Source organism: Bradyrhizobium sp. USDA 4341, assembly GCF_054063755.1.
On record NZ_JBSSGO010000001.1, the window covers coordinates 461,288 to 484,252 of the forward strand.

Here is a 22,965-nt window from a genome sequence, read left to right on the forward strand (position 1 = left end):
AAGCTCAAGGCCGCCGCGGACCGCGTTTGTCCACGCAATGCAACGCCTGAGGCTTACCGGCGCCGCCGATTGCGCGAGCGTTGCTCCCAATCCCTGGTCTTGCTCTCTTCGGGAAATCGCACATCCGGCACAATCCCCTCGGGCCGCATCCTGACATCCAGATCGACCGGCCGCCCCGGCATGGCCTCCATGACGATCCGATCGGCCGCATCGGCACGACCGGAGAATGTCTCCGACAGCGCGGTTGCTACAGCGGCGCTCATGCCGCCGCCCACGATATGAACCACTTCCGTGCGCTGCGTCATTTTGTCGCCTACGGTCCTAAGCGAGGTGTCGTGACTAACGAGTCCTTGGTGGGACGCCTCGGTTTTAGCCGCTCCGCGGCTGCGTCCACCAGATGACCGCAAAGTTCGATCCTGTCCCGCTGCTGGCGGGTCAGTCGGTACTGGCATCGCCAGCCGTGAATCCCAACGCGCGCCCAGCCGCCCTTTTCCACCTCTGCGGCCTCGAGCCCCATCCACGTGAGGAGCCGCTCGTGCGCACCATACACCGCCGAATGCATTCGCCCCTCGGGCGTGATCCAGCCCGACTTGGCCTCAGGGTAGAGAAAGCCGAATTCCGAGATCTTGTTCCAGCAGGTTTCTGGCGTCATCGTGCGATCGCCGAAGTCGCCCCGCCAAGCCATCAGACCGCTGACAAGCAGGCGCGCGTCCTCTTCTTCGCATCCTCCGGTGCGGACCAGATAGGCGATCAGATCGTCCTCAGTACGAAAGTCGTGGTCCATAAAGCTATTCCTAGGCCAGGACGCACAGAATTGCCGAGGCGCCTGTTGGGCTCAAGAGACGGGTTGCAAATTCACGTGGAGATTGGAGCGGCCGCTTTTGCAGTTTCCGAGCGATCCATGATCTCAAAAACGGAAAGCCCGGACGTCGGGCTCGCTCCCTCAAAGCTCTGCTTCCCCTTTAATGGCCAAGGGTCCGCCTCAAGGATTCGATCACCGGGTTGCCAGGTCCTCGAGTTCAAGGCAGATTGTGGTTAACGGGGAAAACTTTTCCGGGATTGTAGGATGTCCGATCTGAAATCACAGTGGCTTGCCGTCGACGAGGATCGCGGGGTGCTGTGCCTGTTTCGCTTCGGTTTGGCCCGCGGCTTCATGTCGGCCCATTCCCGGAAACTTGGCCTGCCCCTCGGATTTGACACCGAAACCGAGGCCCGCGAGATGATCGATATGCTTGCCGAGGATCCGCTGATCGATCCCGCGAGCTTCAACTATTTCGAGGTGCACCCCAAAAACGGCATACCGTCACCCGACGAGATGGAAGCGGCTGGCGTCGAAGCACGGTTTGCCGAGATCTTTCGCGGTGCGGAGCCCGAGCCCAGTCTGGACCCGGTCTTCGCGCCGTAAGCCTCAGATGCGCACAGGACGCGGCGCGGGCACGGCCTGGGGGGCGAGCTCGACCGGGATGGGAAGCTCCACCGGCAAGATGTCCTGAAGAACCTCCATCATGAGGTGGTAGCCGCGCTCCGCTATCGTGGAGGTGCTGGCGGGACCCGGCGTCCACTCCGCGCGGTGTTCGAGAGCTGCATCAGCGGCTCGCGTCAGCAGCGAGAGAAACAGCTCCTCTTCCTTGCGGAAGCGACTGACGTTGTCTGTCTTTCCGACAGCCGAAAGATCCAGGTACCGCTCCTGGGCGGCAATCCAAACGAGATAATCGACCAGGCGATAGATCTTGGGGACCTGTACCGCGGAACCGTCCTGATGGTGCATCGAGACCGCGCCTTTCATTGTCGGGTTCGTGGCAAAGGCGGCCAGCGCCGCTCCGGCGAGGATGCTGATGCGGCATTCCCACGTCGGGAAGCCGGCGAAGTTTCCGTAGTGATGGCGGCAGACAACCTGGCCGACGTCGATTGCGGCCCAGAGATCCGGATCGCTGATGCCAGATTTTGTCATCATCGCGTAGCCGATGCCGACAAGCACGTCCTGGGGCTCGAATTTGCCGCCTGTTGCCTTGGCGATATGCGCAGCGAACGCTGGCGCATCGGCAACAATATCGAGGTCGCGGACGTTTTCAGTATCGGAGCTCTGATAGACATAGAGCTTGAACCAATCCATCAGCACCGTGTTCTGCCAAAACTCGGCGTAACGGCTTTTCGTGTAACGAACCAAATTGCCATGTACGTCGCCGGTCATGTCGCTAAGGTCCGACGACGCGATGGCTTTCTTCCAGGTCGCCTTGTTCTTCGCCATGAAATGCCCCCCTTAATTCCGGCTACTGGAACCGTCTGTTCCAAGCCAGAAATTGACGTTCGAATCCAAGAAGTAAGAAGTTGCTAAAGATACCGATCCCGCTCAGCAGACCGATTGCCGCAAAGGTTCTCGCTGCGTTGAAGGATCGGGCCGAATGAAGAATGTCGCTGCCCAGACCGTTCTGGGCGGTAATCATCTCGCCCAGCACGGCAAGGATCAACGCAATGGAAAGCGAAAGCCGCATTCCGGCAACGATCCCGGGCGCCGATCCTGGAAGAACGATTTTGGTCACGAAAGCACGCTGTGAAAGGCCGATGCAGCGCGCGACTTCGTGCAGCCTCTGGTCAATCATCGAGAGCCCCTGGACGGTTGACAACAAGGGCGGCCAAATTGAGCCGAACACGACGACGAACAGAACCATGCCTTGTCCGAGTCCGAACATGGCGATCGCCAGAGGTACTGTTGCGGACGGCGGCAGCGGCCTGAGAAACTCGAGCGTCGGCTCGAGATAGGCGCGAACGGTAGCCGACAGACCAACCATCGCGCCGATCAGAACGCCGATCAGGCTTGCCAGCAGCCACCCCTCCAACATGCGACCGGCGGTGTAACCGGTTTGCTGAAGCAAATTCCCCTGGAAGAGACCCTTCTTCAGCGCCTCGAGCGTCGCCGAGGGGCTCGGCAGGAAGGCATGAGAAAGGAGCCCGCTGGACGAGAGACCACTCCACAGGAGCAGCAAGGCTGCCACGCCGGCGAGCCCTGATGCCGAGGTCATGAGCCAATCGGATTGGCCAGTACGGGAACGGGTGGTCATGCCTGACGCCCCTCCCTGACGCGATGCGCATACAGCGAGCTTTGCAACTTCAGCAGGCCCGCATTGAGCGACCATCCAACGATGCCGACCCACAGCAGCATCGCCAGCATAAGGTCGGGGTGCAGCGTCTGCTGAGAGATAATCAGCGCGTAGCCCAGACCTTGCGGATTGCTGAAGATCTCGACGGTAACCGCCACGACAATGGCGTATCCGATGCAAAAGCGGAGACCTGAGAAGAGCCGCGGAGCCGCCGCCGGGAGGATAATCGAGAAGAATTGCCGAAGACGCGAGAGACACAGCGAACGGCTCGCCTCGACGAGCACAGCCGGTATTTCTTCGATGGCGTGCTTCGAGAGGATCACGGCCGGCCAGAAGGTCGCGAAGGCGACGATCGCGATCTCCATTCCGTAGCCGAATCCGAACAGTAGCATCGCCAGAGGGATCAGCGCGACGGCAGGGACAGGGCGCAGGATCTCCAGCGACAGAAACGCCGCTGCTGATGCAAATCGTGAGAGCCCGAGACACACCCCGGCGGCAATGCCCGGAACGGCACCGACAACCAGGCCGCCGAGTGCGGCAAGCAGCGTATCTCGTGTGGAGGAGAGCATGGTTCCGTCCGCAAGAGCGCGGATAGCGCCCATGAACACGGCTGACGGCGGCGCAAACACGTCGCTGTCGGCGAAGAATTGCCTGAACGCCAGCTCGGCAATGAGTATTGCCGCTACTGGAAGGCAAAACGCGCGCCAATACTTCATGCGCACCTCCTCTCGACCGTCGAGAAGAGCTCGCGGCGCAGGCGAAGGAATTCGACGTTTTCCCGAGTCGCGAGCTGGTCGCGCGGCCGTGTCAGCGCGACCTCGACGACCTTGCCGATGCGCCCCGGATTGGGAGACAACGTCACAACGCGATCTGACAGATAGATCGCCTCGTCGATGTCATGTGTGACGAAAAGCGTGGTCACGCCGCGCGCCGCGGCCAGCCGAAGGACCTCGTCTTGCAGATTCTGCCTGGTCATCGCATCGAGCGACCCGAAGGGCTCGTCCATCAACAGAATATCGGGATCCTGAGCGAGACAACGCGCGATCTGCAGCCGCTGCTGCATGCCACCCGACATCTCTGCAGGGTATTTGTGCGCATGGGCGGCCAGGCCGATGACATCGAGCAAGCGCTGAACGGTCTTCTTTCGTTCGTTGGCAGCGACGCCCTTGGCCTCGAGGGGCAGCGAAACGTTGCCGAACGCGGTCCTCCACGAGAGCAGCGCCCGGCCGTAGTCCTGGAAGACGAACCCGATATGTGAGGACGGTGCCCGAACTAACTTGTCGTTGATCCGCACCATCCCACCGGTCGGCGCGACCAGCCCGCCCAACATTCGCAACAGGGAGGTCTTCCCGCAACCCGACGGTCCGATCAGGCAGACGAATTCGCCCTTCCGGATCGTCAGGTTGACGTTGCGAATGACGGTCTGGCTTCCGAAAGCCAGGCTGACATCATCGAACTCGATCATGTCTGTTGCTTGCGCTGCAAGATAAAGGCGGGAACGAACTGGATCTGGCGTTACTTCACGATCAACTGCGACGGATCGGGCTTCTTCGTCAGAAGCTCCTGACGCTCAAGCATCTGGACCCAGACAGCGACCTTGTCGGCCGTCACATCTGCCACGACCGGCGGCAGATAGACCTTGGCAAGTATCTCCGGCGGAAACTTCAGGAATTGCCCAACATCCGTCCTGGCCTGATCTGGATTGGCCTTTACGAACGCAGCTGCTTCCGCGATCGACGCCTTGAAGGCGCCGACGGCATCGTGATGCGCTTCGGCCCATTTTCGGGTCGTCGAGTAGATACTGGTCGGGAGCCCCTCCGGGAAATCCTGCACGAAGTAGGAGATCAACGTGCCGGTGTTCGCCTGGATAATCCGGGTCGTCATCGGATCGGCACTGATCACCGCATCCACAGTTCCTGCCTTCAGCAGATCGTTCATCTGGGAGAACGGCGTCTCGACGAACTGGACCTTTTTGGAATCGACGCCGCGCTGGTCGAGCCATTCGCGGAACAGGATGTGAAGAGTTGCACCCAGACCCGGAACACCAACCTTCTTGCCAAGGAAGTCGGCTGGCTTCTCGATCCCGGATCCGGTCTTGGAGACGATCGCGTAGTTCGTCGCCTGCTTGCTGGTGGTGGCCCCGCCGGCAATGGCCACGAGGTCCAGTCCACCGTCGATGGCCTGCAGAACAACCGACGTGCTCGGGCCGGCGATCTGAACGGAGTCGGACTGCACCGCGGCTGGCAGGGTGGAATTCAGCGCGATCAGCTGCAGCTCGACAGCGAGCCCGTGCTTGGCAAAAATCCCTTCCTTCTGGGCAACGAAGAGTGCGTTGGAGTCGGTGCTCGCGGTGTAACCGATCTTGATGGAGGTCTCACTATGGGCCGGGACGGCGGCAAGAGAGACGATCGTGGCCAAGGCCGCGAGAAGGCAGTTCCGCATCGTAGAGGTCTCCTGAGTACTTCTGGTTATTGTTGTCGTGCCAAGCTGCTTTTTGGATCTGTGTTTGGCGACGATTTATTTGCTCCGTCGGAGGCAAGCTGTCTTATGCCTGCGGCGACAAATGGGATGACGCGATCAACGACCTTGCGAAGATCCGCGTTGCTGCAGGCGCCTTTGGACAGGCGCGCAGCGCGATCGTTGTGGGAATGGACGTGGGCGCGCGCTCCGAGCGCGAACATGTAAGCGAATACGGCGTCCGCCAGCGTAAGACCGGGAACGCACTTCTGGAACGCGTCGATGAAGATCAGCGCGATACCGTCGAAGAACCGTTCAGTCAGGATCTTCGAGCGCTCGTCGGGAGCGATCGTGACGGTGGCGGCCAATTGCGAGTAAGGAACCATTGTCTCTTTCGAGCCGCCGTAGGTGTAGGCCGTCGGGGCGTAGAACGCCTCGAGCAGTTCCTCCAGTGCAGGAGTGGCGCCGTCGGCGAACAGCTTATCAACGAATCCTTGCCGGAATGCGTTGATTGCCGTCGATCTCCGACGGAGAACCTCCTCGAAGAGCCTTTCTTTGGTCTCGAAATGATAGTGGATCAGCCCCTGGGTGACCTTAGCCGTCTTGGCGACGGCCTTCATGGGAGCGCCTTCGTAGCCATGTGACGCAAACACGACTTCAGCAGCATCCAGAATAGCTTGCTTGGTGGCGTCGCCATCCTTGCGCGGGGCGGCCTTTGGCTGCTTCCCCTTGGACACCAACTGCTTTTTCACTGACGCCACCACAACCCCGACCCGACACCGCAACCTGTCCTTGTTAGGAATAGACTTTGACTAATTGACCAGTCAAGTGCATCTTAGGTCGGAGACGGGAAACCTAGAACGGCAACGTAAACTTTTGGTTGTTGCGATGTTTGAATTCTAAACCTTCAATTGTATCCATCATTTTATCCTTCTTATTTACTCCTAAAAATCAACAACATAAGGAATGCACTAAATGCCGCGCAGGATCGTGGATCTATCGGTTGCTCTGCAAAATGACGTGCCTGCCGACCCGCCTGGGTACGAATTGTCAATCGACTACATCAGCCACAAGGATACCCTTGATATCTGGCTCGCTCGCTGTCCGGACCTCGACACGTCTCGCCTGCCCAACGGTGAGGCCTTTGCTCTGGAAAAGCTCACACTGAGCTCGCACAACGGGACCCATGTTGATGCGCCCTGGCATTATTCATCGACGTCATGCAACGGCGAGCGCCCGGCGAAGATTGACGAACTGCCGCTGGAATGGTTCCTCGGCAATGGCGTGAAACTTGATTTCCGAAATTTTGAGGATGGCTACGTCGTCACCAGCGCGGACGTCGAGGCGGAACTGGCAAGGATTGGTCACGAGCTCAAGCCATACGACATTGTCCTTGTGAACACATCGGCCGGGGCTCGTTTCGGCCAAAAAGATTACACCACGAAGGGCTGCGGCATGGGAAGGGAGGCGACGCTTTACCTCACCGAGCGCGGCGTTCGGGTGGCGGGCACCGACGCATGGTCCTGGGATGCACCCTTCAAGTTTATTGCCGAGCGCTACATGGCCACTGGCGAAGTGTCGCATATCTGGGAGGGCCATCGCGCCGGCCGCAAGATCGGCTATTGCCACATCGAAAAATTGCACAATCTGGAAGTGCTCCCCTCAACCGGATTTCAGGTGTCCTGCTTCCCGGTGAAGATCGCCGGCGGATCGGCGGGCTGGACCCGCGCGGTGGCCATCTTCGACGAGTAGTGAACTGTAGGCAGCGCCGATCGATCATTCGCCTGGCGCTGCCCCGCTGCCAAATCCTGACCGTCGGCTCAACCTTTGCTGAAACCTGGCGCGCCGCAGGCCGCGATTAACGCTTCTTTTGCTTGCGAAACGTTCACCCGCAAACTACCCAGAGATCGCCCAAACCTGGAGTAGCCGCGCTGTTGAACAAGAAAGATCTATTCCAAAAAATCAGCCCCAAATTGACCGAGAATGCGCCCCTGGCCCTTGAGATGATCAGGACCGCGTTGGGCGGCCGACCGACCCTGAACACGCTGCAGACCTTCGTCCTCATCGCAGAGTACGGAAGTGGCGACGCGCGAGTTATGGAGCGTTTGCTCAATGTCACGACTGGGACAATGTCGCGCGCCCTTGCGTTCTGGACCGACAAGGAGCTCATCGATAGGGAGCACGTCCTTCGTAACCTGCGGATTCGCCGTTTCAGAGTCACATATGAGGGCCGAGCCTTCTACCGGAGGCTGAAAGTTGCGTTGGACAGTGGAACAATCCCGCCTCCAGACCCCGAAGTCGTTGAGACTGAGGGAGAGCCTGAGATCGGCGATCCGTGGCTGAAGGCATGGCTCGAGTCGGACGAGTTCAAGGAGCAGAAGCGGAAGGACGAGGAAAAACGCAAGCGCGAGGACGCGAAGCACCAAGAGTGGCTCGCGCGCCGCGAGGAGCGTCGACGCAATCCCAAGACCCCGATCGATGCCTATCGCAACTGGATGGAGCTGTGCCCTCACCCATCCGGGTCGAAGAAGCGCAAGGAATGGAAACAGGCCAATCCGCTGGTGTTCAACAGCGTCACCTATGTCGACCATTGGTCGCCTCAACTGTCCAACAGCGGCAAGACGACCCGCTGGCACGGATGCCTGAGCGGATCTGATGGTAGCCACCACGAGATCATCGACGAGCACATCAACAACCGGCGCAATGATCCAAATCGAAACTGGGGATTACCGGAATGAAGGCCGAGTCCGCTGAGGTGCTAGCTATTGAACTGGTTATGGCGCTCGCCAATCCGCGGCTGTTTCCTGGCCGGGTACTCGAGCTGCTCGGTGGAAATCTGGTCAGCCGCGACGGCGAGACGGAGTCCAACCGCGTTCTGCGGCAAATATGCGCGACGTAATAGTATCTTGCCGATATCCCCCGCAACCGCACTGACATGGAACGGCGCCAAACGGCAGAACACCGAATTCAGGTACGAACCTCACCTTCTCCCGCGGGAGGAGGTTGACCACGCAGGTTTGCTCGACGGTGTCCGGCTGCTGTTGGTTGTCTTGACCATGAATTTCGATAACCATGACTATGAGGCAACCATGGCCGGTAGCCTGGCGCAAGGGGTATCCTGTACGCTTTGGTTAACTGCCGAGCATTTGGGGAGCCCTAGGTTCTTGATGAGACGGAGCTTCGACCCCTCCTCTGACGGCAAAGGAACACTCTTCCGGGGTTGCCGATTTCGCGGCCTGCTGGGAAGCTAGATCGGTGACAGTTCAAACGCGGACACTAACTTGCGAAAACCCAGATCCAGGTATTTTCGAGAGGACGAACGCGGTCGTCGCTTTGCCGTATTCTCAGTACCGTTCCCTTACAAGATTATAGGAGGCTATGGAGATCCCGGCAGAAGCGCCGCAGTCCACGTCATGGCGCGCGAGGAGGTTGAAATTAGGGTCTTCGATGCCAAAGTCCTGCGGCCCGTTCTCTCTGTTCGCCGGCAGAATTCTTCGTGGTCATATTTTTCGGTCGGTGGGACATTCGCGACGACGAAAATCGAGTCCATCGACAAGATCTATTCCGTTCAGGAAGTCCTCGATTCATTCGCGGAACGCGACGATCCGTCCGAAACAACCCGTATCCTCCTAGGATACGTGGATATGGAATATTCATCGAGAGCTCGCCACTACTCTGAAGCAGAGGTCGAAAGCGCAAGTAGAAGCATCGACTCCAGCAGGGGAACATGGGGCGCAGGTTATCCCAGTTCGTGGGACACGTTAATGAAGGTTGTGTACGGGGCGAAGAAGCGCGGCGAGCTTGGAGGTTCGCGGGATGACAATCTCAATTTGGTCAATTCTCGCCTCTCCAGGATGGCGTTTGTCGGAGACACGCTGGTGCGGTGCGCCTATCCCATTTGCTGGGTTGTCATACCGCCAGGAGGGAAGCAAAAGCGCTCCTTGGTCGAGACCTACGAACTGAACCCGGATGATCTCTTCATCCACGAATCCTTGCGAAACGGCTTGGTCTTCCTTCTCGCCGAGAAGGAAGAAGCTCTTGCGCGGGCCGCGCAGTTCGGCCACGTGAGCGATAATGAGGTCGTCGAAATTCACGATCCGAATGCGGAATGCGCGAATCCTGCGCTCATTCTCTGCAACATCGCAGGGAAAGAGCTGTTGGATCTAGCCGACGAGGCATTTCCCGAACTGTTCGACGTTCCGGAATTTGCCGAGTCCGCCGAACAGTTCGATCAAAATGTCGACGAAAATGCTGACCCCTCCGTCATGGCTTCTAGCCTGGATCGCTTGATCTCGCTGTTCGTCGCGAATGCGCCCGTCGCAGAACAGCACCCGGAGTTCAATTCGTTGCGGACCGTCAGTGACAAAGCGATTGCGCGCATCCGCGCCGCGCACCATCACTCGTCCACCCCCACCGTGTAATTACTCGGCGGCGTATACTGACCAACTAATGGAGGGTCTGCTTGGACGGCGGCTATAGGCAATCGCGACAAGCCCCGTCTTCACAGTTTCACTCATCAGTGGTCCGTAAGGTTTAACGTTGTTCATTGTTCATTCTGATAGAAACGAAGGTCTGAAACCTTCCGTCCACGACGCTTGCGCGGGCTCGTCGGCCATGGCCGCTTTCATCTTGTCGCCCAACGGCCAATCCGAGGCGTTTTCCCCTTCCAGACCCGCGCGACTAATTGTATCGCTTGCGTCGCTGTCATCCCTTGACGCAGGAGCAGCAGGGCCTGCCGTAACTGTGAACGGAGGAGGCGCCGGCGCTAGTTCGTCGTTACGTTCATCCATCATGCGGCCAGCCTCGACCCGCAGGACCTCGCCAGCCCGATAATAAATGGCCGCCGTGTTCACGTCCTTATGGCCGGACAGGTTCATGGCCTCTATCATGCTGATGCGTCGGTATCCCGCCTCGGTCATAAAACCTGCCCGCAGGCTGTGACCGCCGAACATTTCGGGGTCTAGTCCGGCCAGCTCGGCGCGTCGCTTGATGATCCGCGCAACCGTGTCGACGCTGATCGCGTCCTCCATGACCTTGCCGCTGTCCCAGACCGCTCGGAAGAGCGGGCCCTCCTGGATCCCAGAGGCGGTCAACCACTTGTCCATCGCCTTCGCCGCCCTGCCTGCGATCGGCACCGGCCGCTCGCTCCCCTCCTGCTCAGTTTTGGTTCGGCCCATACGGTAGATATATTCCTCGCCGACCCGCTGCAGACGCTCCAGGGTAGCCTCGGAGATCTCGGATCGCCGGCGACCACCTGTCGCAAAGCCGAACAGCAGCAAGGCCCGGTCACGCAGCCCGACCAGGCGGTGATCGCAGGTCGCGAGCATTTTCTCGAGCACGCGGCGTTCTGTCGCGGCCTTGCGCTGGGGCACCCACCCACGAGCCACACAAGCCCGCCTGGCGCGTCCCACGACCTCGGTGACCTGGGGGTGCGCCGTTGGAGACGGCAGGCCACGCATGCGGTGGGTGCTCGCCAGCGCCGCGACCCGCCGCTCGATCGTCGACCAGGAGTGCGAGCCGACCTTCTTCTTGAATCCTTGCCGCACCAGCACCTCGTCGACCGGCGGCGGCATGCCTTCGACCTGCTCGGCCACGAACCGGATCAAGACGTCGGCCGGCACCGGCCAAACATCGGGGAAGCCCGAAGCCGTTCGCCAGGCCGTGAAGTACCGCAGATCGGTCGCATAGGCTCGCCGGGTGTTCGCCGGCGTGCCGTCGGTCAGCACCTTGCGGACCTTGGCCAGCGTCGCCTCGTCCAGGGCGCCGCCCAATGTCACCGCCTGGGAGAGCACTGGGTCCATCTCAGCCATCCCAGGCTCTCTTTTGACGATCAGTATTTCATTGAGTTCGCTCATCTAAATCCGATCCCACAGTATTTTACTAGCATTCCGCCAACACGATTCACGCGCAACTCCCTTGGGCTGATCGTCGTGATGGGCAGTATTTTCCCGTCTACTTCCCATTTGATGTCCTGCTTTCAACTGCCTTCCTGGTTGTGCTCCTAGGGAGTGTACTCGTCATTGGTGTAGTCTACCTACCTTTGCTTGATAAGGAAGGTTATCGTGCAAAGTGTCCCCCGAAATCTGGCAAGAACCAACGCCGTTTTTCACTTTCAGAACAGTGAGTTCGATGCATCGGAAGGGCAGTAAATCACCGTTTGCTGCCCGACGTCGTTTCAGGCCAGCCCTACGCCGTCGCCTATGCGGTGACCGCGGTCGACCTGCTATCGGGAAGGTTTGCGCCTGTTGCTGCCTATCCGCGCCATCACTCGATTCTAGCGGCCCCATGCCCTGGCCGAGCCCTTGACGCGCAGCGCCAATCCGCGACCGGTTTGGGCAGGATGCAATTCAAGTCTGCCGGACGACCCAGACGTCGAGCGCTGTCAGGATCGACGCTGTGCTGCTCACCCTCAAGTTGGGCAGATTTTTCTCAACTACTGCCCCTACCTAAGCACCGACCATCGCCTCAATCCTTGGGCACCTCCGGCCAGTCCAGCCTGGAGAAACCACCCTGACCAACTCTCCGCACCTGCTCCTTTGAAGCGCGCGAAAGAGCAGCATTCGTAGATTTGCTGCCCGGCTTTACATGGGCCATTAACTGCCGGCAGGCGAAGGTGGCTCGTCACAAAGCCCAACTAGCTGGGCAGTGTTTTGCTTTTTGCTGCCGCATCGACCGCCCGCGACACCAGATCATCGGCGTTCAATATGGGAGCTGCGACACAAGCGGCTTCACTATCACTTCAGAGGGCAGCAAACGCCTGAATACTGCCGCTGCCGATGAGGACACACCGCGTTAAGGTCACTGGCTCTCGCATCACGCTCGCGGTAATCTGCGCGAATACGCAAAAAATCATTCTCCAACCAAGAGGGCAGCAAATCGTCAATTACTGCCGTCCGTTCAGCTGTGGCGACCTCCCGGCATGCATGCAAAATGCCATCAGAATACTGTGCGATCGGATTTTCGCGAGTCATCGCCGAGACTTGGCGCATTGGAATTCCGTAGATTCACGGGTCCATCCCGGTTCCCGCGCAAGGCGTGGTCGGAGCCTGCCACACCTCAGCCTATGCGAATCCTTGACAGGAACCTTCGGTAGTGCGGAACTCAAACCACGCCTTAACCATTTGTGTTGTGGCTTTGGGTGTTATGCGGAGATCAACGCCACGTGCCTTGACAGGGGGGCCTTGGGGTGAAGAGAGTTGAAGTAGTAGAAGTCAAAAGAATGCCTCAATGTCGCTCCCCTCAAGAGAACCGGCGCCTGGCGTGAGTACCCTCCAGGCCGCCCATCAGGATCGTTGGAACGTAGCGCGGCGGCGTTACGCCGGCTTCTGGCAGGGCGCGGTTCTGCAGGACTGGTTTAAGGTTTTCATCTTCCCGAGCTCCGACAGCGAGTATCTGCGGGAGATCGACATTGCTTCTTCGGTTCCCGAGCTCGCAGAAGCAGTCGCCAACTTGCGCGGCGGCGTGCCGCCGCAACCACAAGACCTGCTAATCGGAATCGGCAAGCGCATGGGCAACGCTGACGAACCGAATGACCCGGAGGCATGGGCTGCGATCGATGCTGGTCAGTTTGTCTGCCACATCCACTACGATGGCGGCGATCGCCGGCGGGGGTGGAAGCAGAGGAATTTACTGCTCTCGGCGGCTTCTTGCGTAGCATTCGCCTCGCATCCTGCATGCCGGGAGATGACTTATACCGTGGTGGATGGCGGCAATAGCTCGAGCAGCGCCCTCCCCAAGATCCAGCTGCTGATTGACTATCTCGTCATCGTCGCGGCCGGCGAATGCTACAGGGAAGATGGCCCCGCTGCAGAACCAAAAGATCAGGTGGCTCGCTTCTGCGAGGAGCACGAACTCACCTGGCAGACGATCCTGATCATGGGGCAGATCGCCCAGGCGCGTCAGATGCAGTGGTCCGGCGAGGGGCCGCTGGAGACGATCCGCATCGCCTCGCTGGCCGCCGAGCTCCTGACCGAGGCGCAGCGTCGCGCCACGATCCCTCCGGTGGCAGCCACCGCGCAATCCTAGCGGTCGCGCCATTTCGCGGCAGCCCTTGCCTGTTTCTCCCCTGGACTATTGTCAGAAGGGGAGAAACGCCGAATGTCCCGCCATACCAGAGACCACAAGCGTCATCGTAACGCGGCGACCTCCGTTGCGATGAAGAGGCTCGCGGAAGTCAGGAAATGTCCTGCCTGCGGGAGAAAGCGCGCCCTATCTGCGTTCGAGCTGGATCCTTGGACGACCATCGGCCGGTGCCGCTACTGCGGTCACGAACAGCAGCTAAGGTGTCACACTCGTGCGGACCTGCGCTGACGGCTGCGATCCCTGTCGAATTGCTCTATTCCCCTGCTGCAGCACGTGGAAAACAAGTGACATATTTGCCTCACCTTCCTTTGAACAGCTATCGAATCCTTGGATTTCACCAGAACTCTCCGGAGAGCGGGAGAGCACAATCTTTTCCCTTCCGAGTTGCCGTGTTTAATGACGACCAGTTCCGGACTTGCCGGGATGGAGAACGTTAATCGAATCCTTAGAAAGGAAGTTCAATGAAGAAGTTTCTGCTGGCAGGCGCCGCGTTTGCGCTTTTGTCGTCGGCGGCAGGCGCCGCAGATCTGCCGCGTGCCATGGCGAAGGCTCCGATTGCGGCTGCAGCGCCGTATGCCCAGCCGTTTTTCAGCTGGACGGGCGGCTATGTTGGTCTGTTCGGAGGTTACGGCTTCTCTGGCGACGACACCAAGGTGTCGGTCGGCGGCGCACCGCTCGTGACCGGGCTGAAACCGGAGGGCGGCTTCTTCGGCGCGGAGCTCGGCTACGATTATCAGTTCGCCCCGAACTGGGTGATCGGCATCGCCGGCGACGCTGCTCTGTCGGATATCAACGACAGCAAGACGATTGCCGCGATCGGCGGCTACAGCGTCGGCGCAGGCTCGAAGCTCGACAAGTTCGGCACCGTTCGCGGCAAACTGGGCTATGCGATCGATCGTGTGCTGGTTTACGGTACCGGCGGTCTCGCCGTCGGCTACAACGAGGCTACGGCCAATATCCGCTATCCGGGCGGCAGTGTCAGCGCGTTCGATTCACAGACCCATGTGGGTTGGACAGCTGGCGCCGGGCTCGACTGGGCCTTCACTAATACGCTCTCGTGGAAGACCGAGTACCTGTACGCCGACTTCGGCAAGAAGAGCTACTTCTCGAACGTCGGGCTCGGCTCCGTGGAAGTCCACCCGACCACCCACATTGTGAAGTCGGGCATCGACTTCAAGTTCTCGGCGTTCTAGGCGTCGGATCCAAGCATCTATCCAAAGAGCCCCGGCGTATTGCCGGGGCTTTTCCTTTTTTGGTCCCCAAGGACTCGACACTTGCATGACCCTCACCGAGAGTTGTCGTCAGTCCAGATCCAACGGAGATCGAACAATGGGCATTTACAGTCCCGTCGCTTTGGCCGCGCTCGCGACCGCGACCCTGATCGACAAGCTGACTTTTGGCGTCCTCTCCCGAATTGCTGATCGGCCTCGAGAGAACAATGGGCCGAGCGAGCCAAGCGCGCCTGTTCAGTCCAAGGCCCCGAACTGGTTCTCAGCCTCCTCCGTCATGCGACAAGTCGCCGCCGGCGAGGCCCAGCCGGATAGCCAGTCCGCGACGCAAACGTCAGACCACGTGCGCCAACCCGACGAGAAGAGCGTGGAACCCGCGCCAGGCCCGCGCTAAGCATGTTCGATGGTCCGGAGGGGCGGCCCATTGACTTTGATGATGTAACATAATCCAATCCTTGACATATTTCGTGCGGTTGAGAGTATCTGCGTCAGATTTGGTTCAATATTTGGGGGCGGGAAATGCATTATGGATCGGACATCCGCCGGTGAATTTCAGAGCTTCGTTCTTCTCCTCGAAGGGTACCTCCGTGCGGCCGCACGGGAGCTCTCGTTAACCCCGCCGCGTAACCGCGTTGCTTACGCTGCCTACCTGGCCATTCCACAGCTCCGCCCCCTTCTCGGTCGCCCCGGAGGAATGGGCCCCATGCCGGGACTTGATCCGGAGATCATCGACAGCGCGCTTAAAGACGGATCGGTTTATCCCTCTTCCGGCGCCCTGGTGACCATCGACCCTCATGATCAGTGGGAGGGCGGATTGCTCGATTCTGCGCGGATCCTCGGCCGGATCGAGAAGGAACGCGGCAACGAGATTGGTGCGCTGTACCGGGCGTGGTTGTCGGCCGAACGTCGGCGGGATACGCCGCCGGCCTGCAAGCTGTTCGTGGCGAAGCTGGCCGCCCGCACCGTCGGTACCGATGCTTCTCCTGTGCCTGGATTGGGGCCCCTGTCACATGATTGCTGGTGGACAGTGCCTTGGGAAGACCTGGAGTCCGCCGCATTCTCTGAGGCGGCCGGCGAGGTGTTCGAGAAGCAGGGCCGCAGCTCGATCGAAAACTACGGCTACGCCGACAATTTTGCCGATCGTTTGCTCGGCGCCCGGCTCTGCGGACATGTCGAGGGGCTCATGAAGGAGCCGATGCGCGAGTTGATGTCCTTTTTGATCGAGAAGTTCGGCCGGCAGCATATGAACGAGCGGGCCTTGGTGGCGCGGGAATTCGGCGCCAAGATCGCGAGATCCGCGCTCAACAGTCAGCGTCTCTGGAACGGTGAAGTGCAGTGCCTACTGGACGGCCTGCACGAGCATCTCGCAGTGATCAAAGCGGCTCAGAATGACGTCGCGGCCGCGAGCATCGCGCCGTAAGGATCAGCCGGCGCGCGCGCCGAGTTCGCGTCGGACGCGCAGGAACGCGTCTCTCGCCGCGCCCTCGCCCGCGTTCGGGATCCGGACATCGACGGCGATCAACAGATCGCCTCGCCCTCCGTTACGCACGGGCATGCCCCCGTCCGGGACCCTCACGACGGACCCCGGCTGACAACCTGCCGGAACCTCGTATTCGAGAAGTCCACCATCAATGCCCCGAATAGACCGTTTCACGCCGAGCGCCGCATCCCAGACGTGGATTTTAATGCGGTGCAGGAGGTCGTTTTCTTCGCGCCGAAACGCCGGATGCTCCAGAACCCGTATTTTCACAATCAGGTCACCAGCGGCCCCGCCAGAGGTCCCAGGGCTACCGTAGCCCTTGAGGAGGATCTCCTCCCCGGATATGACCCCGCGCGGGACGTCGACGGCCGCCGAGACGGCACGGACCTGCCCGGCGCCGCCACATCCTCTGCAGATCACCCAATTGACCCATCCCCGCGCCTCACAGGTGGGGCAACCCATCTCGACCTTGATCCGCGACTGCGATGATCGAACCGATCGGTCGCCGGCACAGGTCGGGCATTGTTGCCGTTCCGCGGCTTGTATCCGGCCGGCGCCATGACATCCGCCACATCTCGCCGCCGGATACTCCATCGAGAACGAACCGCCTCGATAGGCCTGCTCGAGGGTGATGGACATCTCTCTCAGCACATTGGCGCCGTTGGAAGGCACGTTGTAGCGCTTGCCCCAAGCGGGGGTATGGCTGTCCATGATCTTGTAGAATGAGGAAAACGCACTGTTTAGCTCGGCGGTCCCCGGCGCCGCCGTCACCATCATGCCGTACTCAATGGCCACCGCGCGTCGCATCGCCGTGGTCTTGATGCGGTCATAGGCCGCGCGGACGACTATGAAGCGGGCCGCGGCGGTTTCATCGCCTGGCTTTTTGTCGGGGTGGCAATCCATCGCCACCCGATTGAATGCGTCCCGGACGCGCTTGTCGTCGGCGTCAGGACCAACGCCGAGAACCTCGAACGGATTGGGTGGTTTTTTCCCGGCGTGCAAATGCTGGCCCTTTCACAAGGGAGCCATCCTAGGTCCTCGGGACCAAATTCTCAGTGCACAGCGTTCGGTTTTCCACGTTTTCCGCCCCTCAGGGCAGAAGGGAGGCTCCGGGCGCCGGCCGGTCTTGGGGCATCCCCGCGTTGCCGAGATCTTCGTCAAGATCTGGCCAATGGACACACGTAGGCATCAGCGAGAGCGTCGCACGCTCGGACGCGCCGGCGGCGTGCAACCGCGGATCCAAGACAAGCGGCGTGGACAGGCGGCGTCTCCATCTGCGACCTGCCCCGAAGTCATTCGTCGATTGTGGCACACCAATGCTAGTGAGCAATCACCTTGCAATCTCGACTAGGACCGCAACAAGGCGGTCACCTCTTCCGCTGTCGTGGGGCTCGCGTAGAGGGCCCCCTGGCCGAAATCGACGCCGATACCGGCCAATGCCTCCGCCGCAACGCGCGTGTCAACGCCATCAGCGAGCGTGGAGAGGCTTGTCGCCTTCGCCATGGCGACGACGCCCTGGATGATCGACCACGCCGACGTCGACCGGTGAAGGTCTGCCACGAATGACTTCGAGATCTTGATTTGCCCGAAGGGAAAATTGCGCAAGAGCGACAGCGAGGCCCAGCCGGTCCCGAATTCGTCGAGTGCGAGTCCAACTCCCTTGATCGACAGGCGAGCCATCACGTCGGACGTCACCGGCATATCGGCAAGCGCCGCACCTTCCGTGACCTCGACACAGAAGTTTTCCGGGCGCATCCCTGCGCACTTGAGCTTCACCGCCAGGCGATCGGGGAATTCCAAATCGGTCAGGACACTCGACGGCAGGTCGACCGCGACCTGCAGGTCCGGTCTGGACTTGCACCAACGGCTGCCTTCACGCAGCGCACAATCCAAAATGCGTTCCGAGAGCGCACAAGCGAGGCCTTCGGCTTCCGCCAGCTTGGCGAAGACTTCCGCAGGAACTTCGCCGTGCTTTGGACTGACCCAGCTCGGCATCACTTCGACACCGACGACCTCTCCGGTCGCAAGCGAGACTTGCGGCTGAAAGACCGGCACAATTCGGCCCGACACCAGTGCTTCCGCCAACTCCTTGCGGGCCACGTTCGCTACACCGGTCAGCCCCGCCTTGCGGTCCGCACGTTGCGTGGCGCCGGCCAGGCACCTGCGCAGATCGCCTGGCTTGACCGGCTTCTTGAGGTCGCCCAGGACCATAAGGCCATTGGCGGCCGCCATGCGTGCAACGGCGTCGCGGATCCGGTTATCGAACCCGGACATGACTATCACGTCCGGTCGCTTTCCAGAGCTGACAATGCGGCGGATCACCTCGACGCCGTCATGGTTACCAAGCGCAAGGTCCACCACCACGGTGTCGTAGTCGCGCTGATAGATGTATTCGAGGGCCTCCTCGAGGGAGGGAGCTTCGTCGACCGCAAAGCCCGCCGGCTCGGCGACTTCGCGTACAAACATCCGCTGGACCTTGTCGTCCTCGATGACGAGCAGGTTCTTGCCGCCGGCGACCGCTTCGCCGTCTCCCTTGACGTCCTTCTGCAGGGCGTAATTCATTGCAATCTTCCCTTATTTTCTAATTAGGCGGCCGCTCTGGCGGCGGCGCAGGTTTCTTCAAAAGTCTTTGCGATCGCGGTGATCATCGGTTCAAGTGCGTTCTCCGGTCCGCCCTCTTCGAGCTCGGCTGCCAAGGCCGAGAGCCGTGAAAATCCAAACAAAGCGGCTGACGACTTCAGCGAATGCGCCGCACGCACGATCTTTATGCCGTCACGCTCATGGCGCAGATCGTCCATCGACTTCTCGGTCTCCGCCATGAAGGTCTCGACCATGCGATGGGCCGCGGGTCCCATCTCCGCGTTGAACTCCTCGAAGGTACTCCGATCCACGATCGGCAATGCTGCCGCGCCGTTCGCCGTGAGGTCGACGCTGGTTTCTGCGGAGATGTTTTTGCCGAAAAGGCGGTGCAGCCCCTGTTCCAATCGATGCCGAGAAATCGGTTTCTGGATCACGAACTCCATGCCGGCGGCGACGGTCGCATCGTGGCGGTCACGCTGAGCGTTCGCGGTCAGCGCGATGATGGGAACCGTACGACCCTTCTCCGTTGCCTTGATGACGCGACTTGCGGTCAAGCCATCCATTTCCGGCATCATGACGTCCATCAGAACGACATCGAAATCCTGCGCGGCGATCGAGTCCACCGCTTCCCGGCCGTTTGCGACAGCCACGACCTCGTGCCCCATGCGGGTCAGGAGCTCGGTCGCGACCAGTGTGTTGGTTGCGTTATCCTCGGCGAGCAATATGCGCTTCGGTTCAATCGCGGCAATACGGAGCGCCACAACCGAGTCCACCGTCGTTTCCGATGCAACCGGCAGCTCAACCTCAAAAGAGAATGCACTGCCCCGTCCCACGGTGCTTTCCACCTGGATCGCGGCCCCCATTTTCTCGATGATCTTGCGGCAGATCGCGAGCCCTAGGCCCGTCCCGCCAAAGCGGCGAGACACCGATGCATCAACTTGAGTAAAGGCGTCGAAGAGAGAGTCTCTCGCCTCCTTCGGAATGCCGATGCCGGTGTCGCGAACCTCGAAGCGAACCTTGGCCCGGCCATTGCCGGCCGGCGCGCTCGATGCCGATACGGTCACGCGACCCGCGTCGGTGAATTTCACGGCGTTCCCGAGAAGGTTGAGCAGCACCTGCTTGAGTCTCGCCACATCTCCGATAACCGTAACTGGGGTTGACTCCGTAATATCGACCCTGAGCTCAATATCCTTTGCTTCAGCCTGGGCGCGAACTGTGGCCGCGGCCGCCCCAACGGCACGGCGAAGATCGAACGGCGCCGTCTCGAGGTCAAAGGCTCCGCCGGAGTTCATCTTCGAGAAATCCAGGACGGCATTGATAATTCGAAGCAGGTCATCCCCGCTCTCGCGCAGGACATCCAGATGCCGGCGCTGCTCGTCGGTCATCGGTGTATCTGCCAGAATCTCCGCGATGCCGAGCACCCCATTCAGCGGTGTGCGCATTTCATGCGACATCATCGCAAAGAACTGTTCCTTGGCGAGCGCGTCCCGTTCTGCCTGTTCCTTTTGCTGAGCCAGGAAAGCGGCTTCCCGATCGCGCGCGGTGACATCAATCATAGTGATCACGCTACCGCCGTCCCTGTTCTTCAGGGGAACGTAGTGAATTTCCAGGACCGTGCCGTTCGGACGGACATACTGGAACTTGCCGTTCCTGGAGGCCATGGCGCCGGATTGAACGAATTCGCGGTGCTCCGGCTTCGCCGCTGCATACTCCCCGTTATCCATCTGCCAGGTCATGAGATCGCGGAAGCGACACGGCCCATTGATCAACCACGCGGGCAGTTCAAGCAGCCTGATCGCACACACGTTAACGAACCCGATCCGACCATCCGGCCGAACGAGAATAAATCCTTGGCTCACGAGCTCAAGTGCTTCTCCGAGCCCTACGGCGTCAGTATCCTGTATGCGATGCAACATGCTGTACACGAGACGGTCTTCTCCCTTCGAGAACGACCGTATTTGCCGGCATGTTAAGGGTTCCCTAATGGATCAAATCCAATCGTCGGAAACCTCCGGAGACCTCCCGGTGGTTGGCAGACGAATCCTTAAGACCGTTAACGAAAGATGACCGCTATCTAATCGAGAATTGCGGGGGAAAGGCATGCTCCAAGTTGACCCCAGGACCGGTCTCTCCGAGGTTGCAGAACCCTTATCGGAGACCCGAAATGAAGCTCGTCCCTGCCCTCCTACTGGCATCCCTACAGGCCACCACCGGACTTTCATCCGCTCCGGCTGGTGAACTGCGAGAGAAGGCACCGGACGCCACGCGCACGCAAGCTGACGGATTTGCGAATTCCGTAGACCTCAAGTCGCCCTTGTCTGTTTCGAAGGCTGATCTCGTTGGAGTAAACCCGGCGGCACCGGCGGCAACATCCGACGATGCTGCAGATCCCGGGGTGTCTCCCGAAATGATCGACCTGCTCGCCGATGCAGTGATCGCAAAATTGAGGGCAAAGCCCGAAATCCTGCTCGACATCATCCTGAGCTACGAGGAACGCAGTAAGCCCGCCCAGCGCATGATCCGGCCAGAGGATCCAGCCCTAGGCCCGAAGGATGCTGAAATCACCCTCGTTCACTTTTTCGACCCCGGCTGCGCCCCCTGCCGCGCCACGGCAACCGCCGTCGAGCAAGCCGCTGCAGCCGACGGCAAAGTCCGCGTCGTCCTGAAGGAGTTTCCGACCTCTTCCGAGGGGGTGGCGATGTCGGTGAACGCTCTTGCGGCCAAGGATTACAATGCTGCGCATACCGCCGTTCTGGGCGGATTGACGCCGCCGGCGGCAACAGACAAGGAGGCCATTGCGAAGGCCTCTGCGATCATCGCCGCAAATCGAGAGACCGCAGCGCGCTTCCGGGTCAGCGTCTTGCCGACCGTATTTGCCGTAGGCGACGGATTTGCCGCCCGGATGGAAGGGCCGTTGAGCGTCGCCCAGGTGACTGAGAAGCTCAAGACGATCCGCACCAAGGCGTCTGCCAGAGCTCACTCAAACTAGAACGAGGATGGCGCCGGACGCTACCGACATGCCGATCCCGATGCGAAAAGACTGAAATGCCGAAGAAGGGTAGTCCTCATCCACCAAGCTTCACGGTGCGCTCGAAAAGCGCCCAGGAGGCGCTCACGCGTCCTGGTGCGCCGACGCGTCCGGCCGTCCGCTGGCACGGCGGAAAATGGTTGCTGGCGCCGTTCATTCTCGATCACCTGCCACCGCACCGGATCTATGTTGAGCCGTTCGGCGGTGGCGGAAGCGTACTGCTCCGGAAGGAGCGTAGCCATTCTGAGGTCTACAACGACTTGGACGGCTCCATCGTGAACCTGTTCCGGGTACTGCGCGATCAAGAACTCGGCTCCAGGCTGGTTTCCGCCGTTGAACTGACGCCGTTTGCCCGAGACGAGTTCGTGGACGCCTACGAGCCGACCGACGACCCCGTCGAGAAAGCCCGTCGCCTGCTCGTGGTCTCGTTCATGGGGTTCGGTAGCAACAGCAATTCGGGGCGCACCACCGGTTTCCGGGCCAACGGAAATCGGAACGGAACGGTCCCTTCCATGGATTGGCGATCCTTGAGTGATGCGCTTCCGTTGATCATCGACCGTCTGCGGGGCGTCACGATCGAGAACAGGGACGCGCTCGAAGTCATCGAGCAGCACGATGCAGATGAGACACTCTTCTACATCGATCCTCCGTATCTGTTCGACACGCGAGCGAGCGCACCGTCGTATCTGCGCTATAAAGAAGACTATGGAACGGAAAGCGAACACAAACGCCTGCTGTTGCTGGCGAGACGCCTCCGCGGAGCTGCGGTCGTATCAGGATATCCGAGCGAGCTCTACGATGAGGCGCTTCCCGGTTGGAAAAGGGTTTCGTGTCGAGCCTATGCCGATGGTGCGCGTGACCGCACCGAGGTGCTTTGGATAAACCCGCGTGCCTGGAAGCGGCTCGAGCACCTTCACGGAGCTTACAAGCAGACGAGCATATTCGACGTTCTGGGCAAGTCGAATATTGCTCCCGCTGGAGATACGGACGGAACGAACGCTCCCTGACGGC

22 protein-coding genes are annotated in these 22,965 nt (G+C 60.2%); 10 read left to right on the forward strand and 12 right to left on the reverse strand.

The window, feature by feature from the left end; all coding sequences use genetic code 11:
• Positions 1-53 precede the first annotated feature (53 nt).
• Positions 54-305: a hypothetical protein gene (locus ACVIGB_RS02120; RefSeq protein ID WP_456717310.1), complete on the reverse strand. Its 252-nt coding sequence runs from the start codon at positions 303-305 to the stop codon at positions 54-56.
• Between the two features lie 8 nt (positions 306-313).
• A complete protein-coding gene (locus tag ACVIGB_RS02125) occupies positions 314-784 on the reverse strand; it encodes a hypothetical protein (RefSeq protein WP_456717309.1) in 471 nt (156 codons plus the stop codon).
• 282 nt (positions 785-1,066) lie between these two features.
• Between ACVIGB_RS02125 and ACVIGB_RS02130 the strand changes: the two genes are divergently transcribed.
• Positions 1,067-1,405 carry a hypothetical protein gene (locus tag ACVIGB_RS02130; RefSeq protein ID WP_456717308.1) on the forward strand — a complete coding sequence of 113 codons (339 nt, stop codon included), beginning with the start codon at positions 1,067-1,069 and terminating at the stop codon, positions 1,403-1,405.
• A 3-nt stretch (positions 1,406-1,408) separates the two neighbouring features.
• Here the strand turns inward: ACVIGB_RS02130 and ACVIGB_RS02135 are convergent, their stop codons facing one another.
• Genes ACVIGB_RS02135 through ACVIGB_RS02160 form a run of 6 tightly spaced genes read right to left on the reverse strand, consistent with a single transcriptional unit; the run spans position 1,409 to position 6,307 of the window.
• A complete protein-coding gene (locus ACVIGB_RS02135) occupies positions 1,409-2,248 on the reverse strand; it encodes a hypothetical protein (RefSeq protein WP_456717307.1) in 840 nt (279 codons plus the stop codon).
• Between the two features lie 22 nt (positions 2,249-2,270).
• Positions 2,271-3,059, reverse strand: coding sequence for an ABC transporter permease (locus ACVIGB_RS02140; protein ID WP_456717306.1), 789 nt, complete (start codon positions 3,057-3,059; stop codon positions 2,271-2,273).
• Positions 3,056-3,814, reverse strand: a complete 759-nt coding sequence (locus tag ACVIGB_RS02145; protein WP_456717305.1) for an ABC transporter permease — start codon at positions 3,812-3,814, stop codon at positions 3,056-3,058. The genes ACVIGB_RS02140 and ACVIGB_RS02145 overlap by 4 nt, the downstream gene beginning before the upstream one ends.
• Positions 3,811-4,563, reverse strand: coding sequence for an ABC transporter ATP-binding protein (locus ACVIGB_RS02150; RefSeq protein WP_456717304.1), 753 nt, complete (start codon positions 4,561-4,563; stop codon positions 3,811-3,813). The genes ACVIGB_RS02145 and ACVIGB_RS02150 overlap by 4 nt, the downstream gene beginning before the upstream one ends.
• A 50-nt stretch (positions 4,564-4,613) precedes the next feature.
• Positions 4,614-5,540: an ABC transporter substrate-binding protein gene (locus tag ACVIGB_RS02155; RefSeq protein ID WP_456717303.1), complete on the reverse strand. Its 927-nt coding sequence runs from the start codon at positions 5,538-5,540 to the stop codon at positions 4,614-4,616.
• Positions 5,541-5,566: 26 nt separating this feature from the next.
• Positions 5,567-6,307 (reverse strand): TetR/AcrR family transcriptional regulator, encoded by a 741-nt coding sequence (locus ACVIGB_RS02160; RefSeq protein ID WP_456717302.1) that lies wholly within the window; start codon positions 6,305-6,307, stop codon positions 5,567-5,569.
• 223 nt (positions 6,308-6,530) lie between these two features.
• On the opposite strand from ACVIGB_RS02160, the gene ACVIGB_RS02165 reads away from it, so the two are divergent.
• The 4 genes from ACVIGB_RS02165 (at position 6,531) to ACVIGB_RS02180 (ending at position 9,976) form a co-directional block, all read left to right on the forward strand.
• Positions 6,531-7,307: a cyclase family protein gene (locus ACVIGB_RS02165; RefSeq protein ID WP_456717301.1), complete on the forward strand. Its 777-nt coding sequence runs from the start codon at positions 6,531-6,533 to the stop codon at positions 7,305-7,307.
• Between the two features lie 182 nt (positions 7,308-7,489).
• A complete protein-coding gene (locus ACVIGB_RS02170) occupies positions 7,490-8,293 on the forward strand; it encodes a hypothetical protein (RefSeq protein WP_456717300.1) in 804 nt (267 codons plus the stop codon).
• Positions 8,290-8,454, forward strand: coding sequence for a hypothetical protein (locus ACVIGB_RS02175; protein ID WP_456717299.1), 165 nt, complete (start codon positions 8,290-8,292; stop codon positions 8,452-8,454). The genes ACVIGB_RS02170 and ACVIGB_RS02175 overlap by 4 nt, the downstream gene beginning before the upstream one ends.
• Before the next feature lie 514 nt (positions 8,455-8,968).
• The gene (locus tag ACVIGB_RS02180; RefSeq protein ID WP_456717298.1) at positions 8,969-9,976 is read left to right on the forward strand and encodes a hypothetical protein; all 1,008 of its coding nucleotides are present in this window, start codon (positions 8,969-8,971) and stop codon (positions 9,974-9,976) included.
• A 129-nt stretch (positions 9,977-10,105) separates the two neighbouring features.
• Here the strand turns inward: ACVIGB_RS02180 and ACVIGB_RS02185 are convergent, their stop codons facing one another.
• On the reverse strand, positions 10,106-11,410 hold the full coding sequence (locus ACVIGB_RS02185; RefSeq protein ID WP_456717297.1) for a site-specific integrase: 1,305 nt from the start codon (positions 11,408-11,410) through the stop codon (positions 10,106-10,108).
• Positions 11,411-12,815: 1,405 nt separating this feature from the next.
• On the opposite strand from ACVIGB_RS02185, the gene ACVIGB_RS02190 reads away from it, so the two are divergent.
• The 3 genes from ACVIGB_RS02190 to ACVIGB_RS02200 all read left to right on the forward strand — a co-directional run bounded on the left by ACVIGB_RS02190 (position 12,816) and on the right by ACVIGB_RS02200 (position 16,286).
• The gene (locus tag ACVIGB_RS02190; protein ID WP_456717296.1) at positions 12,816-13,580 is read left to right on the forward strand and encodes a hypothetical protein; all 765 of its coding nucleotides are present in this window, start codon (positions 12,816-12,818) and stop codon (positions 13,578-13,580) included.
• A 518-nt stretch (positions 13,581-14,098) separates the two neighbouring features.
• Positions 14,099-14,830 (forward strand): outer membrane protein, encoded by a 732-nt coding sequence (locus ACVIGB_RS02195; protein WP_456717295.1) that lies wholly within the window; start codon positions 14,099-14,101, stop codon positions 14,828-14,830.
• 739 nt (positions 14,831-15,569) lie between these two features.
• Positions 15,570-16,286 carry a hypothetical protein gene (locus ACVIGB_RS02200; RefSeq protein ID WP_456717294.1) on the forward strand — a complete coding sequence of 239 codons (717 nt, stop codon included), beginning with the start codon at positions 15,570-15,572 and terminating at the stop codon, positions 16,284-16,286.
• 3 nt (positions 16,287-16,289) lie between these two features.
• Here ACVIGB_RS02200 and ACVIGB_RS02205 read toward each other — a convergent pair whose 3' ends face one another.
• From ACVIGB_RS02205 to ACVIGB_RS02215, 3 genes are all read right to left on the reverse strand, one after another.
• A complete protein-coding gene (locus ACVIGB_RS02205) occupies positions 16,290-17,348 on the reverse strand; it encodes a DnaJ C-terminal domain-containing protein (protein ID WP_456717293.1) in 1,059 nt (352 codons plus the stop codon).
• 345 nt (positions 17,349-17,693) lie between these two features.
• Positions 17,694-18,908, reverse strand: a complete 1,215-nt coding sequence (locus ACVIGB_RS02210; protein ID WP_456717292.1) for an EAL domain-containing response regulator — start codon at positions 18,906-18,908, stop codon at positions 17,694-17,696.
• 23 nt (positions 18,909-18,931) lie between these two features.
• Positions 18,932-20,842, reverse strand: a complete 1,911-nt coding sequence (locus ACVIGB_RS02215; protein ID WP_456718237.1) for an ATP-binding protein — start codon at positions 20,840-20,842, stop codon at positions 18,932-18,934.
• Positions 20,843-21,090: 248 nt separating this feature from the next.
• Here ACVIGB_RS02215 and ACVIGB_RS02220 point away from each other — a divergent pair, with 248 nt between their 5' ends.
• A complete protein-coding gene (locus ACVIGB_RS02220) occupies positions 21,091-21,915 on the forward strand; it encodes a thioredoxin domain-containing protein (protein ID WP_456717291.1) in 825 nt (274 codons plus the stop codon).
• A gap of 56 nt (positions 21,916-21,971) precedes the next feature.
• A complete protein-coding gene (locus ACVIGB_RS02225) occupies positions 21,972-22,961 on the forward strand; it encodes a DNA adenine methylase (protein ID WP_456717290.1) in 990 nt (329 codons plus the stop codon).
• Positions 22,962-22,965 lie beyond the last annotated feature (4 nt).

What these genes read in the sequence shown, in the direction of transcription:
- ACVIGB_RS02120 (WP_456717310.1), bottom strand. Translation starts at nt 305, where the DNA reads ATGACGCAGCGCACGGAAGTGGTTCATATCGTGGGCGGCGGCATGAGC.
- ACVIGB_RS02125 (WP_456717309.1), bottom strand. Translation starts at nt 784, where the DNA reads ATGGACCACGACTTTCGTACTGAGGACGATCTGATCGCCTATCTGGTC.
- ACVIGB_RS02130 (WP_456717308.1), top strand. Translation starts at nt 1,067, where the DNA reads ATGTCCGATCTGAAATCACAGTGGCTTGCCGTCGACGAGGATCGCGGG.
- ACVIGB_RS02135 (WP_456717307.1), bottom strand. Translation starts at nt 2,248, where the DNA reads ATGGCGAAGAACAAGGCGACCTGGAAGAAAGCCATCGCGTCGTCGGAC.
- ACVIGB_RS02140 (WP_456717306.1), bottom strand. Translation starts at nt 3,059, where the DNA reads ATGACCACCCGTTCCCGTACTGGCCAATCCGATTGGCTCATGACCTCG.
- ACVIGB_RS02145 (WP_456717305.1), bottom strand. Translation starts at nt 3,814, where the DNA reads ATGAAGTATTGGCGCGCGTTTTGCCTTCCAGTAGCGGCAATACTCATT.
- ACVIGB_RS02150 (WP_456717304.1), bottom strand. Translation starts at nt 4,563, where the DNA reads ATGATCGAGTTCGATGATGTCAGCCTGGCTTTCGGAAGCCAGACCGTC.
- ACVIGB_RS02155 (WP_456717303.1), bottom strand. Translation starts at nt 5,540, where the DNA reads ATGCGGAACTGCCTTCTCGCGGCCTTGGCCACGATCGTCTCTCTTGCC.
- ACVIGB_RS02165 (WP_456717301.1), top strand. Translation starts at nt 6,531, where the DNA reads ATGCCGCGCAGGATCGTGGATCTATCGGTTGCTCTGCAAAATGACGTG.
- ACVIGB_RS02175 (WP_456717299.1), top strand. Translation starts at nt 8,290, where the DNA reads ATGAAGGCCGAGTCCGCTGAGGTGCTAGCTATTGAACTGGTTATGGCG.
- ACVIGB_RS02180 (WP_456717298.1), top strand. Translation starts at nt 8,969, where the DNA reads ATGGCGCGCGAGGAGGTTGAAATTAGGGTCTTCGATGCCAAAGTCCTG.
- ACVIGB_RS02185 (WP_456717297.1), bottom strand. Translation starts at nt 11,410, where the DNA reads ATGAGCGAACTCAATGAAATACTGATCGTCAAAAGAGAGCCTGGGATG.
- ACVIGB_RS02195 (WP_456717295.1), top strand. Translation starts at nt 14,099, where the DNA reads ATGAAGAAGTTTCTGCTGGCAGGCGCCGCGTTTGCGCTTTTGTCGTCG.
- ACVIGB_RS02200 (WP_456717294.1), top strand. Translation starts at nt 15,570, where the DNA reads ATGCCGGGACTTGATCCGGAGATCATCGACAGCGCGCTTAAAGACGGA.
- ACVIGB_RS02210 (WP_456717292.1), bottom strand. Translation starts at nt 18,908, where the DNA reads ATGAATTACGCCCTGCAGAAGGACGTCAAGGGAGACGGCGAAGCGGTC.
- ACVIGB_RS02215 (WP_456718237.1), bottom strand. Translation starts at nt 20,842, where the DNA reads ATGTTGCATCGCATACAGGATACTGACGCCGTAGGGCTCGGAGAAGCA.
- ACVIGB_RS02220 (WP_456717291.1), top strand. Translation starts at nt 21,091, where the DNA reads ATGAAGCTCGTCCCTGCCCTCCTACTGGCATCCCTACAGGCCACCACC.
- ACVIGB_RS02225 (WP_456717290.1), top strand. Translation starts at nt 21,972, where the DNA reads ATGCCGAAGAAGGGTAGTCCTCATCCACCAAGCTTCACGGTGCGCTCG.